Below are 16170 nucleotides of genomic sequence, written 5' to 3'. Positions count from 1 at the left end.
ATGGCCCGCCTTGAACCCGCACAACTCTGGTGGACTGCCGACGAGCTGGCCGCGTCCGGCCTGCCGCTGATGCCCGGCACGAAGCGGGCCATAAATGCCATGGCCGACCGGCTGAACTGGCGCAGCATCCCGGATTGCGCAAGACGCAAGGCCGGACGTGGCGGTGGTTGGCAATACCACTGGTCAGTGCTGCCGTCCGAGACCCGCAAGGCGCTGCTGACACAGAAGCTCGAGGCGGAGGATGCGCGCCCAGACCGGGGTCAGGCCTGGACCGATTTCGAGGGGCTGAAGGACAGCGCCAAGGCCAAGGCCCGGATGCGTCTGGAGGCCATTCGTCTCATCGAGGCGCTGCACGGGGCGGGCAACAGCCATGTTGCGGCGACCGATGCGGTAGCAAGGAAGTACGGGGTGTCATCGCGCACGATCTACAACTGGCTTTCGATGATCGAGGGTGTAGCGGAGGAGGACCGGCTCGCCTATCTCGTCCCACGGCAGAGCCTGACCGCGCGTACCAAGAGTGTGTCTCAGGATGTGAGAGCCTTCATGGGTTACCTGCAAAGCGTCTACCTGCGCGTTGAACAGCCGACGTTCCGCGAAAGCTACAGGGACGCTCTGGCGGAGGCCAGGAAGCACGGTTGGGCAACCCTGAAGCCCCGTACCGCGCAGCGGCGTCTGGAGCGCGACGTGCCGCGCGTGACGCGGGTCTTCGCCCGCGAGGGTGTGAAGGGGCTGGAGAGATGCTTCCCCTCACAGATCCGCGACCGCAGCGGCATGACCGCGCTGGAAGGCGTCAACGCCGACTGCCACAAGATCGACATCTTCGTGCGCTGGCCCGACGGTACCGTGAACCGCCCCCAGATCGTGGCCTTCCAGGATCTCTACAGCAACAAGATCCTGAGCTGGCGGGTCGATCATGACCCCAACAAGGTGATGGTGATGTCGGCTTTCGGCGAGCTGGTCGAGCGCTGGGGTATTCCGCGCCACTGCCTTTTCGACAACGGGCGCGAATTTGCCAACAAGTGGATGACCGCCGGTACCGCCACGCGCTTCCGCTTCAAGGTCCGTGAGGATGACCCCATAGGCGTTCTGCCCCTGATGGGCATTCAGGTGCACTGGGCCACGCCCGCGCGCGGCCAGTCGAAGCCCATCGAGCGTGCTTTCCGGGATCTGGCCAGCGATCTGGCAAAGGATCCCCGTTTTCACGGGGCCTATGTCGGCAACCGGCCAGATGCGAAGCCGGAAAACTACGGCAGCCGGGCCGTTGCGGCGGAGAAGTTCCTCGCCGTGGTCGCCGAGAAGATCGACGAGCACAATGCCCGCGACGGCAGGCTCACCCCCAGCGCGAATGGCCGGTCCTTTGATGCCACGTTCGAGGAGAGTTATGCCACGGCACCCATCAGGCGCGCCACGGAAGAGCAGCGCCGCCTGTGGCTCATGGGGCAGCACGTCGGCAAGCTGAACCGCGACAACGGCAGCCTGAAGGCTTACGGCAACGTCTACCACTCCGCATGGATGTCACAGCACCCTTCCTTGCGGGTCGTGGCGCGGTTTGACCCGGAGGATTTGCACGCGGGCATCTACATCTACGATGCCGACGGGGCCTTTCTGGGCCATGCGGAATGCCAGCAGGAGGTGGGTTTCTTCGACCTGACCGAGGCCCGCGAACTGGCGGCTCAAAAAGCGCGGATCAAGCGCGCCGAGAAGGCCCTTGTGGACGCCCACAAGCCGCATTCGGTTACAGAGGTCGCGGAGCGCAGGGATGCACGTGCCCCAGCCCCGTCAGAGCCGCTGGAGGCCAAGGTTGTCGCACCCGTGTTCGGAACCCGGCGCGCTGCCATGCCAAACAGACCGCCAGCCTACGAAGCGCCGGAAGATCCCGCGATCGAGACAGAGCGCGAAGCGCTGGTCCTGCAGATGCATGGGCCGGGCAAGCGCGCTGCCACCCCGTCCAACAGCCTCGGCGAGACGCCCGAGGAGAGGTTCCGCTGGGCGCGGTCGGTTCTGGCCCGGTCAGAGGCCGGGGAACCCATCGGCACCGAGGAGGCGCGCAAGGTTCAGCAATACGTCAAATCCAGCGAGTACACGAGCCTGCTGGATCTCTTCAACACATTCGGTGCGGACGGCGTCGGATAAGGAAAACCGCCACCCGGATGGCCCCGGATGACGGTCGTTAAAGTAGCTAGCAATGGAGGCAAAATGGCACAGGGTATGAATTTAGGCAACAGGGTGAAGCCGCTGCGCAACGTGGCGGCGCTGAGCCGGTTGATCAGGCGGGTGAATGACCGCCCGTTTGGCCTGACCGGCATGGCGGCGTTTTCCGGCCCGCCGGGGTTCGGCAAGAGCTTTGGCTGCATCCATTGCACGGTCGCTTATGACGCGATCCACATCAGCGTGCAGGAGCTCTGGACCAAGAAGACATTGCTGACCGAGATCCTGCGCGAACTGTCGGTCCAGCCGCACCGGTCGCTGGCGGAGATGATGAAACAGGTCAATGAGGGACTGGCTCTCGCAAACCGGCCCCTGATCATTGACGAGGTCGATTATGCGATCGACCGGGGCATGATCAAGATGATCCGCGACATGCACGACGGCTCCGGCGTGCCGGTGATCCTGGTTGGCATGGAAGAGATGCCGATGAAACTTCAAAAGTGGCAATTGGTTAAAAGCCGCATCATTGAAGTCGCTTATGCTGAACCGTTGGACCTGCGCGACACCCGACTGCTGGCTGAAAACTATGCCGAGGGCATCGAGATCGACGACAGCATGCTCGAGTTCATCCGCGCAGCCAACAAAGGCAACGCCCGCGAGATCAGTAACGAGCTGGCGTATGTGGTCGAGGTCTGCCGCACGGAAGGCCACAAGCAGATGACCCGTGAGATGTGGGGCAACAGCCCGCTCTTTGATGCAGGCTTTAAAGCCCCACGGAGGGGCCTCTGATGAACACATTCGAGGCGGATTTCGAAGCAGAAAAAAAGATCATGATGGACTTCATGCAACGACATGAGGCCTACACGCAGGCGGAGATCCTCGCCACCGTGGGCGGCCCGACAGTCAGGCGCAAGCACTTCCTCGTCGGCTTGAAAAAACGCGGTGAGCTGCGCGTGGTCAAACGCGAAAACAACCAGATTTTCTATTCCCTGATGGACGCCGAGGCACGGCAGGAACGTGCCTCGCAGAAACGCGCGACACCTGCCGGGGCCATGTGGACGGCGATCCGGGTGCTGCGCCAGTTCACGTCTCAGGACATCGTGGCATCGCTGGCGGCAACAGACGGTCCGGTGTCGGACGCAGAAGCGCAAAAGTTCTGTTCTGCACTGCTGTCCGCACAATACCTGAAAGTCATCCAGAAGGCGCGCCCCTCACAGGCACGTCCCGCGCGGTACCTGCTGATCCGCGACAGCGGCCCGCTGCCCCCGAACATCAGGCGCATGCAGGTTGTGGTGGATACCAACGAGGACCGCGTCGTTCATGTTCAGGGGGCGCGGCTGTGAGTGACCGTATGGAAATCGCGCGCGCCGCATGGGGCGACATACCCGATTGGATTGAAGCCCTGGTCGCGGCCTGCGATGCCGCAGGCTCGTCACAAAGCAAGGTTGCCAAGCAGATCGGGCGCTCGCCCGGTGTCATCAGCTCCGCGCTGCGCAACGAATATGCGGGCAACATGGCTGTCCTGGAAGAGCGTGTCCGCGCTGTGATCTGCGCCGAGCAGGTCAAGTGCCCGGCGCTCGACTGGATCAGTTCCGCCGATTGCCTGTTCTGGCGCGATTATGCGGCCAAGCTCACCTCGGCGGCGTATGAGCGCGTGCTGATGTTTCGCGCCTGTCGCAACTGCGACCGTTTCACCAGGGGAGGTTCCCGTGCCGTCAACGACTGAACCAATGACCGTCCAGCAGATGACGCGCCTTGCGGCCAGCGGCGTGGCCAAGGTGGACCTGATGGGACCGCGTGGCACAACGCTCTGCACGATGGACGAAATCGAGGCCATGGCGCTGGTGATCGCCGCAAGCGGCGTACTGCCAGGCCGACCCGGCGATCCCGAACGCCTCCCCCTCTTCCTCCAACTCGAAAAGGACAAAACATGACGAGACCCATTCTCGACGGTGCCTATTACGCCACCGGCAGCTTCGTGTTCCAGCGTGCCCTCGCACGGCGTGAAAACGGACAGGAAACCGTGATCTCCCATCAGCGCACCGTCTGCGAGGTGCCCAAAGGTGCCGGAAATCCGGCGGGTACAGCCCAGCAGATCGCCAGCGCACTGAATGCGCAGCACCGTGCGGAGGGCTGATCTGATGGGTTCAAAAACCATTCATGACGCCAAATGCCAGATCCAGCTGGCGGAAACGTACATCAAGGACGGCGCGTTCTGGACGGCCTGCAGTCGTCTGCGCGACGCGATCGAGGCACTCGAGGAAATCGCCGCCGAAGAGGAAACTCAACTCAACTCGGAAAAGGATGCTTCTCATGACTGATCCAACCTGTGGCCCCTATTACGCCGAAGACGGAGCCGTTTTTCGGCGCGGTAAGGCGAAGGTCGATGCCAGCGGAAAGCAAAGCTTTTCCTTCGGCTTCCTCGTCTGTGAAATCAATGATGATCTGCCGGATCCGCAGGCAGCGGCGCAACAGGTAGCCGACGCGCTGAACCTGTCGCCGCAGGGCGGGACCACAAGCAGTTTCACCCCCGCACCGATCCCGACCGGCAAGGTCGAGACCAACGGCAAGACCTACATGAACGACGCCAAGGGCGGGTTGGTACCGCTGGATATGGTCAAGGCCCAGCACCAGCTTGAGGACGAGACGGTGCGCAAGATCATCGGCTACTGGATCGCGCTCAGCGAGCAGGTCTCCCGCCAGAAAGCCCATGTGATCGATGACATCGACGGCTTCGAGGAAATCCTCGCGCAGGAATACGGGCTGACCGTCGGTGGCCGGAAAGGCAACAAGAGCCTGATGTCCTATGACGGCCTCTACAAGGTCGAGGTTCGGATCAACGACTTCATCGATTTCGGACCGGAATTGCAGATCGCCAAGGAACTGGTCGACGCCTGCCTGAACGAATGGTCAGAGGATGCGCGCCCGGAGATCCGCGCGGTCATCACCAACGCGTTCCACACCGACAAGGCCGGGATGGTCAACCGGGCGGAGATCATCAAGCTGACGCGCCTGCCGATCGAGGACGCCCGCTGGAAGCGCGCCATGGACGCGATCCGCGACGCGCAGCGCGTTGTCGGCTCCAAAACCTACATCCGGTGTTACCGTCGCGACCGTTTTGACGCGACATGGAAGTCGGTCACCATCGACATGGCGAAGGCGTGAGCAGCATGAGACGGATGCCAGCTCAACCCCGGTCAGAAAAGGAGGCGCGCGCGCGCACGGTTCGAAAGTTAAAGGCGCTGAAGAAAAGCAACTCCAGATACCTCAACGATATTGCAGGCTATTGGGATGAAGGCCCGATAAGCGGTGCAATTGACGGCCTGTTTTCGGATTTGGATGCGGCGATCGATGGCGTGCTTGAAGCGGTCGATGAAGAGATCAGGCGGTGGGCTGAGGAACCAGAGTTGTGGTAGCCTACAGCTTCAAGAAACGCTTCAGCCCGCGCATCGAGGACGGCACCAAGTTCGGCACCATCCGGGGGGAACGCAAACGCCATGCACGCGTCGGAGAGCCAGTCCAGCTCTATGAGGCGATGCGCACCAAATACTGCCGCAAGATCATCCCCGATCCGATCTGCACGCGGGTCGAGCCGATCCGGATCCATGTCGAGGAGGATAAAATCGCCTTTGTGCACGCCGGACCCTTCGTGCTTGACCCGCAATGCCAGCATCACAACTCGCATCTCAACAGATTTGCCCGCGCAGATGGATTTGACGACATGGCCGACTTCCACACCTTCTGGTTCCGAGAGTATGGGATTGGAGTGTTTCGAGGCGTGTGGATCCTGTGGGGCTATTCTGCAGAGCAGGAAATTCTGGAGCTTGCGGCATGAACCACATCGCAATCAGCGACATCAGATCGGCCACAGCGCGGCATTTCGGTGTACCGGAGGCCGTCCTCACCGGGCCGAGCCACCGCAAGGACTTTGCGCGCATGCGCTATGTGGCCTTTGCACTTTGCAAGTCCCTCACCGACGCCTCGACGGTCACAATCGGACGCGAATTTGGAGACCGCGATCACACGACTGTGCTTGGCGGCCTGAAGCGTCTGGAAGAAATCCGGGATCTGGAGATCGAGATGGCGCTCAAGATCATAACGGAACGGGTCAAGGAAAACGTCGCCCACGCCCCCCGGTTCGTACACGCATGGCCCTTCAAATCACGTCGCACCCGGCTTGCGCCGACCCCGCAGTTTATTCGGAGGCACACGTCGTGAGTGCCTCCCTGCGCAAGATGAAGCTGATCCACGTGGCCTGCCGCGAACTGGCGCTGGATCAGGATGACCGGCGCGCGCTGCAGCTTGAGGTCTGCGGCAAGGCCAGCATGTCAGAGATGACCGAGCAGGACATGGACGCGGTTCTTGATCGCCTGAAGAAAGACGGCTTCAATCCCAATTCGAAGCCGGGAAAAACCCACCGCGCAGCGCCTCGGTCGGACCTGCGCCTGATCCATGTCCTCTGGCGCAAGCTGGGGGACGCGGGAGTGCTCGATCGACCCGATCGGGCGGGCCTCAACGCCTTCGTGCGCAGCCGGTTCGGCGATCACTGGCAATCCGTCCCGGCAGACATCGACATGCTGCGCGAGAAGGATCAGATCGACGCAGTGATCCGCGCCCTGAAGGCATGGGGAAAACGCGCCGGTATTGATTTCGACTTTGGGCGCACAGGCCGATGACAGACAAGCGGGATATCGTGACCGACCATGCGGTTCTGTGCTATCTCGAGCGGGTTTATGGCGTGGACGTCAAGTCGCTCAAGAGGCGCATTGCCAATGCCACCGTAGAAGGCCGGAAGGCCGGGGCCGACAGTCAGATCAGCGACGGCGTGAAGTACCGGTTGAGCAAGACGGGCCGGGTCACCACAGTGCACGGGATCCTGCAACCCCTCTCCAACCGCGCCCGGCGCTGGCGGAGACGCCGCAAGTGACGAGATCGCGCCTCCCAAAGCCCCCTGCGAACATCGCCACCTATGTCCGCATCCTCGGTGTCGACGGGGCTGTGGACTTCCTGCTCGAGTTCGGCGGTGCGGAGGTTTACTTCCCGGCCAACCCGCAGGGCAAATCGGCGCTAGAGAAATCCATCGGCACCGAAAAGATGCGTGCCCTGGTCGAAGCCGCACCCCACATGAAGGCCCGCATTCCCAACGCCAAACCGTGGCTCTCCGCAGCGCTGAAATCAAAAGGCTTGTCCGTTGCTGAAATTGCCCGCAAACTGCACATCAATGACAGCACCGTGCGAAGGCACCTTGACGGCTTGCGCGACACGCCCACCCCCTCCCCCGATCAACCCTCACTGTTCTGACGCATCCGCGCAATTGCGCGGATGTTCTGGACACGCCCGACCGGCCATTCTGGACCGGTAACGCGGGCGCGCCGGGCCTCGCGAAATCTCCGGGGTCAGATCATGCACACAAGCGCCGAAGGCATTGCATTTCTCGAGCGCCACGAAGGTGTCGTTCTGAAGGCTTACCGTGATCCGGTGGGCATCTGGACCATCGGCGCGGGCCTGACCAAGGCCTCAGGCGTCGTCACCCCCAAGGCAGGCATGAAGATCACCCGCCCAGAGGCCAGCGCAATGCTGTCCCGCGCGCTGAGAAACAATTACGAACCGCGCGTTCTGGTGGCGATGCCCCGCGCCAACCAGTTCGAGTTCGACGGCGGTGTCAGCTTTGACTGGAACACCGGCGCGATCCATCGCGCCTCCTGGGTGGCGGCATGGCGCGCAGGCAAATGGGGCGAGGTCGCCTCGAAAATCCGGCTCTGGCGCAAGGGCGGCGGCAGGGTGCTGCCCGGTCTTGTCCGTCGCCGCGAGGAAGAGTTTTTGCTGATCCGTGACGGCAATTACGGCAGTCAGCCTGTGCCTCAACGGGATACCCGCTTCGCGCGGATCGTCGTTAGCCTGACCGAAGCGGAGCTGGCCGAGATCCACAGCGCCCTCGCGCTCCTTGGATACGATCCCAGCGCTGACAGGCGCGGTATCAGCGCAGCCGCCGTCGTCAGTTTTCAGGCCGATCACGATCTGACCGTCGACGGCATCATCGGTCGCGCCACGCTCTCGACCCTGCAGCGGCGACTGGACGCCCGCAGCAAGGTCAAAACGACCACCAACACGACCGCGACCGGCGCGGCTGTGTCCGGCGGTGCCGGTGCCGCCGAGGCAGTGCCGCTGGATATCGCGGTTGGGATCATCACGGTTGCGTTGATCGCAGGCATTCTTGCAGCCCTCTACCTCGCGTGGACCTACCGCGACGCGGTGGCCGTCAAGGTGCAGACCCGTTTCCCAAAACTCGCCCAAAAACTGAGAGGAATTTAACCCATGAAATCGCTTTTGAACCTTCTGTTGCTGCTGCCCCTGTTGGCCGTTCTGTCTTTCGCCGCCGCGCCTGCCTCGGCTGGATGCGCCCCGCTGGAACTCGCCCAGAAAAAACTGGCCGACGAGTACGGCGAAGAGACAATCTGGGTCGGGATCCAGCCCAACGAACACCAATTGATCATCATGGGAGAGCCGGGGGGGGGCACGTTCACTGTCATCCTGCTCAGACCCGACGGAATTGCCTGCGGCATTGCCGTGGGGACCAGTTGGGCCACCCTGGAGGTTCCTGCACCCGAACCGCCTGTTCCGGGCGAGGAGGGTTGACATGAGTGCCGCCCTGATCGCGCTGGCCACTGAAATCGGCGCGCCCATCATCCGCAAGATCCTGTCCGACAGGATCGGACCAGGCAATGCGCGGCTGGCGGAGAGCGTGGCCGAGGCCGTGGCCGAACGGGCGGGGATCCGGCCCGCAGACATCGATGACTGGATCCGCGCCTCGCCAGACGTGATGCGCGAGGCGGTGCTGGAAGTTGAGGCCAGGACACCGGAAATGATCGCGCTCTATGTGGCCGAGACAGAGGCCCGGCAGGCGATCCTGCTGGCGGAGACAGCCAAGGGCGGCTGGCAGGCCGCGTGGCGACCCGCAGGCATGTATCTGATGGGCTTCCTCTGGCTCTGGAACATCGTTCTGCTGCATGTGGCGAATGCCATCTGGAAGATCGCCCTGCCCCCCGTTGACTTCAGCATCCTGCTGCAGCTCAGCGCTGCCTACATGGGCCTCTACATGGGCGGGCATACCGTCAAGGAGACGGTCAGGAACTGGAAGGGTGCGCGCTGATGGACATGGGACTGAACGCCTACACCGTCGCCAGCCACCTGACGATGATTGCAATACTTACGGTGCTTGCCTTCCGCGTGCTGGCAGCACCCCATGGCGCGCTGATGCAGAGCGCGATCGATCTGGGCTTCAAGGCCACGGTGGCCATCGGTGCTGTCGCGCTGATCATCGAGCGGACCTATTACGTGATCGCGCGCTTTCTCAAATCCCAGGGGATCAACCTCTGGGAAATGCACCCGGCCCCGGAGGCGCTGTCGCTTGTGGTCGCCTTTGGTCTCTACAGCGTGATGATCCCGCTCATTCTGGCGGCTGCGCGCACCCGGAAGTTCGGGCTGTGCAGGATCGCTCTCGAAATCTCCGTCGCCTGCACGTTCTGGGCGATGATTGCGTGGGTGCTCTACTGACATGATCGAGCTGCTCCAAAATGTGAATGTCGTCATCGGCGTTATCATCGGTGCCTTTACCGTCCTGTCGGGTGTGATCTTCTGGGTTGAAAGACGGCAGAAGTCCTTTGCCAAGAGCGCGGTCAGGGAGGCGTCGAAAGCCTCCGATGGCCTCGCGGTCAAGGTGGATCATCTGGAAGAAGACGTAGGTGCGGTGGCCAAGGATGTCGTGGCGGTCAAGCGGGATCTGACCGCGCTGTCCAGCCGGGTGCACGGGGTCGAGAAATCGATGGAAACCGTTGCGCGGCAGAGCGCGCTCGCAGACCTCAAGACCGAGGTTGCCCATCTGGGCGGCAGCGTCACGGCAGAGCTGCGGGTGCTCTCGGGCCTCATGCACAGTTTTCGCGAAAGCGCCTACCGGGCCGCAGAAAAAAGGACAGGCAAATGACTAACTGGCGGTTGGAGATGAAAGAGGTCGAAACCGAAAAACGCCGCTGGTCGGTGCTGTCTCACCTGGAGGCAAGCAAGCCGACACGGTCGCTCAGCTCCGACATCCTGATCATGGGGTGCCGTGCTTCCGGGGTGCCCACCACAGCCGAGCAGATGCACGACGTGCTGCAATGGCTGCAGGAACGCCAGTTCATCACCGTCGAGAGCCTTGGCCCGATGGAGGTGGCATCGATCACCAAGGAAGGCCGCGAGGTCGCGCAGCGCCTGCGCACCGTGAAGGGTGTTCTGCCCTTCGGACTGGACGGCTGACATGCCGCCGCCCAGAAAACTCGACCTTGTCCCGGAGGAGCTGGTTGCGCGCCTGAAGCAGATGCTCAGCGATCGTGGTTTCAGTGACATCGTTGAGGTTACCGAAGAGTTCAACACGATGCTCGAGGTGGACGGGATCCAGATCCGCGTCGGCAAGACCGCCGTCGGCGAATTCTCCAAGATGCTGAAGGATCAGCGCGAGGCCTTCTCCATGGCCGAGACGCTGCTTTCGGACATGGACATCGAGGCGGAGAGCGACATCCACCGCACGCTGATGAACATGATCGCGGTGTCCGCCATGCAGATGATGCGCTCCGTGCGCGAGCAGGACGGCCACCTCGACCCCGCCTCGCTGATGAACCTTGGCCGCATGCTCAAGGATCTGATGGGATCGGCCGGGCTGCGCGAGAAGTTGCTGGCGGATGAACGGGTCCGGGTGGCCCGCGAGGCGACGGTGAAGGCCGCAGAAGCCGGGGCCAAGGCCGCGCGTCAGGCGGGCATGTCCGAGGAGCTGGAAAACCAGATCAAGGCTGAAATTCTGGGGATCGAGACATGATCCGGGCCATTCACTTTTCAGATCGCGACACCTGGCTAAAGGCCGAGGTGCCGGGAAGTTTCTCGCTGAGCGGTAACGGCGGCGGAAAGTATGGCTTCTGGTACTACTGTCCCTGCGGCTGCGGGATCCGCGCTCGCATCCTGGTTGGCGATGGCTTCAAACCGCCGAAAGGCACCTCGTGGAACTGGAACGGTTCACTTTCAGAACCAACGCTGAACCCTTCCATCAATCACGTCGGTCACTGGCATGGCTGGCTGCGCGACGGCTATTGGGAGGTGTGCTGATGCGCGGTTCACATCGAGCTCTCTGGATTGTCCCAATTCACGCAAAGGCCGCACTTGTTGCAGGCAAGTTGATAACCAGCATAACCACCAGGCTGAAGCGGCATGAAGAGCGCGTCAGTGAGGTAACAGTTTGGACAAACATATTCTGGGATTATGTCAATCCGCTCTTCCTTGTTGCAAACAAGAACCGTGCCGCCAGCTTTGAATTTCTTGAGGTGGTATCGCGCACGCATCTCTACTGCGGCGTCGGCCTCCTCGACTTCTCGCTTAAGCTCAAGCAGCTTGTTTCGCGCATCCCAAAGTGCCTCGCGATATTCAACGTTTTCATCTCGAAGATCAGATATGAGCTGCTTCAGTTCTTCAATATCAACTTCAGCGCCATCCTTCTTATTCCTAAGAAGTTGTTTTATCGCCTCAATGGTGCCAGCCCCACTTTTGACGGTTTTGAGGCCGCTGTCGGCGGCTGCCAGAGCGTCGATAATCGTGTCAATGTCAATCATCGGGAATCACCTTTTAGGTACGGATTGGCGAGCCTAGCGAACTGTGTCGGGAAGCCAATACCTCCACAAGAGTACGCCTCATGACCGCCCCGATTTCCAAAGCCGAATGGGAACGCCAGCGCCGAGAGACGATGAATGGCATGGACGATCTTGTCGACAAGGTCCCAAAGGATAAGAACGGTCTGCCCAAGGTTCTGCTCGGATATCAGGCGAAAACCGTGGGCCTGCTCGACACGGTCTCCACCAAGGTCCTCTTCATCGAGAAATCCCGCCGGATCGGGCTGACCTGGGCGCTGGCGGCCTATGCCGTCCTGCGCGCCTCGCGGCCCAAATCCCGGCGCGGCATGGACGCGATGTATATCTCCTATTCTCAGGAGATGACCCGCGAGTTCGTCGATGCCTGCGCGATGTGGGCGCGCGCCTTCAACATTGCCGCCTCGGAGATCGAGGACGGGTTGTTCGAGGAGGGCGACATCGACGGCGACAAGTCCATCCAGACCTTCCGCATCCGCTTCGCCTCCGGCTACCAGATCAAGGCACTCAGCTCCGCGCCACGCGGGTTGCGCGGCAAGGAGGGCGTGATCATCATCGACGAGGCGGCCTTCGTCGACGATCTGGGTGAGCTGATCAAGGCGGCAATGGCCTTCCTGATCTGGGGCGGTCAGGTGATCGTCTGCTCGACACATGACGGGGCCGACAATGCCTTCAACGAACAGGTGCAGGACATCCTCGGCGGACGCCTACCCTACAACCACCTCAAGATCGATCTGGATGACGCGCTGCTCGACGGGCTCTATGCGCGCATCTGCCTGGTCGGTGGCAATGAATGGTCGCCGGAAGGCGAGGCGCGGTGGCGGCAGGATCTGATCGACTTCTATGGCGACGGAGCTGACGAGGAACTGTTCTGTATCCCGTCCCTGTCGTCGGGGTCGTGGATCCCCGCCCCTCTCATCGAGGCGCGTATGACGGCCGAGGCGCCGGTGCTGCGCCTGGAACTGCCCGGTGACTACCTGCATCTCGACAAGCTGGCGCAGAAAAGCCTGATGGCACCTTTCCTCGAGGAACTGGAGGAAGTCCTTGGAAGTCTCGACCTGGACTTCCGCTACGCTGCCGGCTTCGACTTTGCACGCGTAGCGGATCTGTCAGTGCTGCCGGTGCTGGCGATCGAGCCGAACCTCAAGCGCACCGAGGCCTTCTCGATCGAGATGCGCAATGTGCCCGGCGATGAGCAGAAACTGGTGGTGGGCATGGTGCTTGAGCACCTGAAGGAACGCTTGCTGGGCGCGGCCTTCGACGCTACCGGCATGGGCTGGACCGTGGCCGAGGACATGGGGCGGCGCTTCGGACTGCGCGAGGACGAGGACGGCCCCGGTCTGATCTGGGCGATCAAGTTTACCCAGGACTGGTACCGCATCCACATGCCGCCCCTGAAGACCGCCTTCGAAGACGACATGATCGCCATCGGTCCGGATGAAAACCACCTGGGCGACATGCGCGCCGTCAAGGTCGTGCGCGGCATACCGAGAGTGCCGGAGATCCGCACCAACGAGAAGGGCGAGGCCAAGGACAAGAAGGGCAAAAAACGCCACGGCGACTATGCGATCGGACTGGCGCTCGCGCATTTCGCGAGCCGGATGCGCTGGGTCGAATACGGTTACCGCGCCGCCAGCACCTTCAAGCGCCACCAGCGCGCAGAGGCGCGCATGTCCATGACACCTCGCCGGGACCGCGATATGGCCGTCAGGGATCCCTTTGCAGGCCCACTGGGCGCTCGGATCAGGGGGGACGTGTGATGCAATACTTGGAACCCATCGATCTAAAAGGATTTAGGCCGGCTACTTTGAGGGATCAGCCCCAGCCCTCCCTGAAAATGGTAGCAATTGCAGAACTGGGCATCGACACGCTCTATCAGAGGCAGATGACGGCCACAGGTCGGCGGGCCGTTCAGCGAATTGCCGACGAGTTCGACTGGACAAAGTTCCAGCCCATCCTGGTTGCGCCTACTGAGTTGGGTAAGTTCGCCATCGTGGATGGTCAGCACCGGGCCTCTGCAGCCGCGCTTGTCGGCTTGACAGCCATCCCCGCAATGGTTGTGCCGATGACACTCGCACAACAGGCGCTAGGGTTTGCGGCTGTAAATCGTGACCGCATCAAGATCGATGGCCTCGGCATCTATCGAGCCGAACTCGCCGCCGGTTCTCAATGGGCGATCGACTGTCAGGCAGCGGTCGAGGCAGGCGCTTGCCAACTGGCGACGTCCAACGCCTCGAGCAAATCGAAGAAGCCCGGTGCAATATTCGCCATCGGCCTGATCAGAAAGATGGTGGCATGTGGTGAGGCGGAAGCTGTCAGCCTTGGCCTTCAGGCGGTGCGACGTTCGATCTGCGGAACCGATCCTTATTACTACACCGGCCCCGTTCTCAGCGTCTGGCTGGGCGCGATCGCCCGCAACCAAAGGTACCTCCGCCTCCATCTGTCTCGGGTGTTCGACGCAATCGATATCGGGTTCATCCTGGACGATGCCCGTTCCCGTTCCCGTGTGTTGGGAAAGACAAGCAAGGAGATCGCGCTTGCGCACGTTGAACGAGAATTGCGTTCGAGACTAAAGGCGAAAGCTTTATGCGAAGGGCCAACGGCTGTCTCACCAGCCGCTGACACGGGGAGCAAAGGCACATGACCCCCGCCGACCAAGTGACAGATATGGCCGCCTTCAGACGGCTGCGTATCGAAAGCCTCTTAAACATGAGTGAACGAAAACCGGCTTCGGCCAAACCCATCGCCCCTTACGTTGGCGGCAAACGCAATCTCGCCAAGCGGCTGTGCCGTGTGATCGACGCGCATGAGCATACCACCTACGCGGAACCCTTTGTCGGCATGGGCGGGATATTCCTGCGCCGGTCAAAGCCCGCACGGTCCGAGTTCATCAACGACCGCAGCCGCGACGTCTACAACCTCTTCCGGATCCTTCAGGAACACTACGTGGCCTTTCTGGATCTGCTGCGGTTTCAGATCACGACGCAGGCGGGGTTTGAACGGCTGACCTCGGTGGACCCCGAAACCCTCACGGACCTGCAGCGCGCAGCGCGGTTTCTTTTCCTGCAGCGTGTGGCCTTTGGCGGGCGTGTCGATGGGCGGACCTTTGGGGTCTCACCTGACCGCCCTGCCCGGTTCAACCTGACCACGCTGGAGCCTGACCTCGAGGCGCTGCATGAACGCCTGAGCGGCGTCACGGTCATGAACCTGGACTATCTTTACTTCATCCAGCGGATTGATCGGCCCGGCGCGCTCTTCTACCTCGACCCGCCCTATCACGGCTGTGAGGATGATTATGGCAAAGAGCTGTTCTCGGAGGAGGACTTTGACGTCATCGCCGCCCAGCTTCGAGCGCTGAAAGGCGACTTCATCCTGTCGATCAACGATGTACCCCAGATCCGCGCGCTGTTCGACTGGGCGCAGATCGTGCCGGTTCAAACCACCTATTCACTGGCGTCCAAGACGATAACGCAGGCACCTGAGCTGGTGATCACGTCGCTGGATGCGCGGTGGGTGACTGACCATATGGAGGGGCGATGAACACGGGCTCTCGCAGCATCGGGACGGCTCACCAAGCGGTGACTTCCTCCTCCGGTTCCGGGGGGACGGAAATCTCGGCCCCGTGCCGGTCAGCCCAGTCGACAAATGCCGTCCATGCATCCGCGTGGTTCAAACCGGTGCGGCGCCGTTCCATGTCTTCCAGCTCATTGCGGACGCTCTGCGGGATGGTTCGGGGGATTTTCATCGGCAAGTCCTTTCGCATCGCGAACGGGATCATGCGGGCAATATCGCGTCCCATCAACTGGAAAGACGCCGCGTGAGACGGATTTCAGAATGGCAAGCCCGCCGCAACGAGACACAGGAGGCCAGAATGGCAGACAGGATCGACAGCACATCCGACGCTCGGACGCATAACAACTCGACCATGCGGCAGTATCGCAAGCTGACTGACCTGGAAAAACGTCAAGTGGATCAGATCAAGGCGCAGGGGCACAGCCTTTTGATGACGCTGCATGCCGTGGGCGGCACCGATCCAACCGGCGAGCGCATGGCGAGCCGCGATCTGAGCCTTGCCATGACCCATATTGAGGATGCCGTGATGCGCGCCGTCCGGCATGTGACGAAGTGAGGAACCTGATGTCGCCGTCACCTGCTGAAGTTGCGAACGACATGGCAGCGCGTGCCAGCTATTGGCAAAAGCGTGATCGTAAGGTTGAGCAACTCTGCTTGGACGCTTGCACCCTTATTCGCACGATGCTTGAGGGGCAACGGCCTGACGGGCGTCGGTTTCATGGTGTGTGGCGTCGTCTGTTGGACCGAGAGCGTGAATACTACAATTCCAAGGTGCGCGGTTTCC

28 protein-coding genes are annotated in these 16170 nt (G+C 61.7%); 26 read left to right on the top strand and 2 right to left on the bottom strand.

Annotation, left to right across the window (positions count from 1 at the left end; translation table 11 throughout):
• The 22 genes from KX928_RS12780 to KX928_RS12675 all read left to right on the top strand — a co-directional run bounded on the left by KX928_RS12780 (nucleotide 1) and on the right by KX928_RS12675 (nucleotide 11280).
• A complete protein-coding gene (locus tag KX928_RS12780) occupies nucleotides 1–2133 on the top strand; it encodes a transposase domain-containing protein (protein WP_219502963.1) in 2133 nt (710 codons plus the stop codon).
• 27 nt (nucleotides 2134–2160) lie between these two features.
• Nucleotides 2161–2937 (top strand): AAA family ATPase, encoded by a 777-nt coding sequence (locus KX928_RS12775; protein ID WP_219502960.1) that lies wholly within the window; start codon nucleotides 2161–2163, stop codon nucleotides 2935–2937.
• On the top strand, nucleotides 2937–3491 hold the full coding sequence (locus KX928_RS12770; RefSeq protein ID WP_219502956.1) for a hypothetical protein: 555 nt from the start codon (nucleotides 2937–2939) through the stop codon (nucleotides 3489–3491). The genes KX928_RS12775 and KX928_RS12770 overlap by 1 nt, the downstream gene beginning before the upstream one ends.
• The gene (locus tag KX928_RS12765; protein ID WP_219502953.1) at nucleotides 3488–3874 is read left to right on the top strand and encodes a hypothetical protein; all 387 of its coding nucleotides are present in this window, start codon (nucleotides 3488–3490) and stop codon (nucleotides 3872–3874) included. The genes KX928_RS12770 and KX928_RS12765 overlap by 4 nt, the downstream gene beginning before the upstream one ends.
• Before the next feature lie 4 nt (nucleotides 3875–3878).
• Nucleotides 3879–4082: a hypothetical protein gene (locus tag KX928_RS12760; RefSeq protein ID WP_219503879.1), complete on the top strand. Its 204-nt coding sequence runs from the start codon at nucleotides 3879–3881 to the stop codon at nucleotides 4080–4082.
• Entirely contained in the window at nucleotides 4079–4285 is a 207-nt protein-coding gene (locus KX928_RS12755; RefSeq protein WP_219502951.1) for a hypothetical protein, read from the top strand. The genes KX928_RS12760 and KX928_RS12755 overlap by 4 nt, the downstream gene beginning before the upstream one ends.
• Before the next feature lie 4 nt (nucleotides 4286–4289).
• On the top strand, nucleotides 4290–4469 hold the full coding sequence (locus tag KX928_RS12750; RefSeq protein WP_219502949.1) for a hypothetical protein: 180 nt from the start codon (nucleotides 4290–4292) through the stop codon (nucleotides 4467–4469).
• Nucleotides 4462–5313, top strand: a complete 852-nt coding sequence (locus tag KX928_RS12745; protein ID WP_257883745.1) for a DUF3164 family protein — start codon at nucleotides 4462–4464, stop codon at nucleotides 5311–5313. Before KX928_RS12750 ends, KX928_RS12745 begins: the two co-directional genes overlap by 8 nt.
• Nucleotides 5277–5564, top strand: coding sequence for a hypothetical protein (locus tag KX928_RS12740; RefSeq protein ID WP_219503876.1), 288 nt, complete (start codon nucleotides 5277–5279; stop codon nucleotides 5562–5564). The genes KX928_RS12745 and KX928_RS12740 overlap by 37 nt, the downstream gene beginning before the upstream one ends.
• The gene (locus KX928_RS12735; protein WP_219502947.1) at nucleotides 5558–5983 is read left to right on the top strand and encodes a hypothetical protein; all 426 of its coding nucleotides are present in this window, start codon (nucleotides 5558–5560) and stop codon (nucleotides 5981–5983) included. Before KX928_RS12740 ends, KX928_RS12735 begins: the two co-directional genes overlap by 7 nt.
• Nucleotides 5980–6366 (top strand): helix-turn-helix domain-containing protein, encoded by a 387-nt coding sequence (locus KX928_RS12730; RefSeq protein WP_219502944.1) that lies wholly within the window; start codon nucleotides 5980–5982, stop codon nucleotides 6364–6366. Before KX928_RS12735 ends, KX928_RS12730 begins: the two co-directional genes overlap by 4 nt.
• Nucleotides 6363–6824: a regulatory protein GemA gene (locus tag KX928_RS12725; RefSeq protein WP_308342309.1), complete on the top strand. Its 462-nt coding sequence runs from the start codon at nucleotides 6363–6365 to the stop codon at nucleotides 6822–6824. The genes KX928_RS12730 and KX928_RS12725 overlap by 4 nt, the downstream gene beginning before the upstream one ends.
• Entirely contained in the window at nucleotides 6821–7075 is a 255-nt protein-coding gene (locus tag KX928_RS12720) for a hypothetical protein (RefSeq protein WP_219502941.1), read from the top strand. Before KX928_RS12725 ends, KX928_RS12720 begins: the two co-directional genes overlap by 4 nt.
• Nucleotides 7072–7449 (top strand): ArsR family transcriptional regulator, encoded by a 378-nt coding sequence (locus tag KX928_RS24250; RefSeq protein WP_219502938.1) that lies wholly within the window; start codon nucleotides 7072–7074, stop codon nucleotides 7447–7449. Before KX928_RS12720 ends, KX928_RS24250 begins: the two co-directional genes overlap by 4 nt.
• Before the next feature lie 102 nt (nucleotides 7450–7551).
• Nucleotides 7552–8460 carry a glycoside hydrolase family protein gene (locus KX928_RS12710; RefSeq protein WP_219502936.1) on the top strand — a complete coding sequence of 303 codons (909 nt, stop codon included), beginning with the start codon at nucleotides 7552–7554 and terminating at the stop codon, nucleotides 8458–8460.
• A gap of 3 nt (nucleotides 8461–8463) precedes the next feature.
• A complete protein-coding gene (locus KX928_RS12705) occupies nucleotides 8464–8784 on the top strand; it encodes a hypothetical protein (RefSeq protein WP_219502934.1) in 321 nt (106 codons plus the stop codon).
• Nucleotide 8785: 1 nt separating this feature from the next.
• Nucleotides 8786–9298 carry a hypothetical protein gene (locus KX928_RS12700; RefSeq protein WP_219502924.1) on the top strand — a complete coding sequence of 171 codons (513 nt, stop codon included), beginning with the start codon at nucleotides 8786–8788 and terminating at the stop codon, nucleotides 9296–9298.
• A complete protein-coding gene (locus KX928_RS12695; RefSeq protein ID WP_219502921.1) occupies nucleotides 9298–9702 on the top strand; it encodes a hypothetical protein in 405 nt (134 codons plus the stop codon). The genes KX928_RS12700 and KX928_RS12695 overlap by 1 nt, the downstream gene beginning before the upstream one ends.
• Before the next feature lies 1 nt (nucleotide 9703).
• Entirely contained in the window at nucleotides 9704–10129 is a 426-nt protein-coding gene (locus tag KX928_RS12690) for a hypothetical protein (RefSeq protein WP_219502917.1), read from the top strand.
• The gene (locus KX928_RS12685; protein ID WP_219502914.1) at nucleotides 10126–10440 is read left to right on the top strand and encodes a hypothetical protein; all 315 of its coding nucleotides are present in this window, start codon (nucleotides 10126–10128) and stop codon (nucleotides 10438–10440) included. The genes KX928_RS12690 and KX928_RS12685 overlap by 4 nt, the downstream gene beginning before the upstream one ends.
• 1 nt (nucleotide 10441) lies before the next feature.
• Nucleotides 10442–10996, top strand: a complete 555-nt coding sequence (locus tag KX928_RS12680) for a phage protein Gp27 family protein (RefSeq protein WP_219502911.1) — start codon at nucleotides 10442–10444, stop codon at nucleotides 10994–10996.
• Nucleotides 10993–11280 carry a ubiquitination-like system serine protease family protein gene (locus KX928_RS12675; RefSeq protein ID WP_219502908.1) on the top strand — a complete coding sequence of 96 codons (288 nt, stop codon included), beginning with the start codon at nucleotides 10993–10995 and terminating at the stop codon, nucleotides 11278–11280. Before KX928_RS12680 ends, KX928_RS12675 begins: the two co-directional genes overlap by 4 nt.
• An 8-nt stretch (nucleotides 11281–11288) precedes the next feature.
• Here KX928_RS12675 and KX928_RS12670 read toward each other — a convergent pair whose 3' ends face one another.
• Nucleotides 11289–11780, bottom strand: coding sequence for a coiled-coil domain-containing protein (locus KX928_RS12670; protein WP_219502905.1), 492 nt, complete (start codon nucleotides 11778–11780; stop codon nucleotides 11289–11291).
• An 80-nt stretch (nucleotides 11781–11860) separates the two neighbouring features.
• Between KX928_RS12670 and KX928_RS12665 the strand changes: the two genes are divergently transcribed.
• The 3 genes from KX928_RS12665 to KX928_RS12655 all read left to right on the top strand — a co-directional run bounded on the left by KX928_RS12665 (nucleotide 11861) and on the right by KX928_RS12655 (nucleotide 15353).
• Complete coding sequence (locus KX928_RS12665; RefSeq protein WP_219502902.1) at nucleotides 11861–13573, top strand: terminase large subunit domain-containing protein; 1713 nt, start codon at nucleotides 11861–11863, stop codon at nucleotides 13571–13573.
• Nucleotides 13573–14457 carry a ParB N-terminal domain-containing protein gene (locus tag KX928_RS12660; RefSeq protein WP_219502900.1) on the top strand — a complete coding sequence of 295 codons (885 nt, stop codon included), beginning with the start codon at nucleotides 13573–13575 and terminating at the stop codon, nucleotides 14455–14457. Before KX928_RS12665 ends, KX928_RS12660 begins: the two co-directional genes overlap by 1 nt.
• Before the next feature lie 65 nt (nucleotides 14458–14522).
• Entirely contained in the window at nucleotides 14523–15353 is an 831-nt protein-coding gene (locus KX928_RS12655; protein ID WP_219503823.1) for a DNA adenine methylase, read from the top strand.
• Between the two features lie 28 nt (nucleotides 15354–15381).
• On the opposite strand, the gene KX928_RS12650 is transcribed toward KX928_RS12655, so the two are convergent.
• Nucleotides 15382–15558 (bottom strand): hypothetical protein, encoded by a 177-nt coding sequence (locus KX928_RS12650; RefSeq protein ID WP_219502897.1) that lies wholly within the window; start codon nucleotides 15556–15558, stop codon nucleotides 15382–15384.
• Nucleotides 15559–15684: 126 nt separating this feature from the next.
• Between KX928_RS12650 and KX928_RS12645 the strand changes: the two genes are divergently transcribed.
• Complete coding sequence (locus tag KX928_RS12645; protein WP_219502894.1) at nucleotides 15685–15942, top strand: Acb2/Tad1 domain-containing protein; 258 nt, start codon at nucleotides 15685–15687, stop codon at nucleotides 15940–15942.
• Nucleotides 15943–16170: the final 228 nt, after the last annotated feature.

The sequence above is a fragment of the Roseobacter insulae genome, from assembly GCF_019375555.1.
Taxonomy (GTDB): domain Bacteria; phylum Pseudomonadota; class Alphaproteobacteria; order Rhodobacterales; family Rhodobacteraceae; genus Roseobacter; species Roseobacter insulae.
Note: the sequence above shows the minus strand (reverse complement) of the source record. Positions and strands in the feature narration are given on the sequence as shown.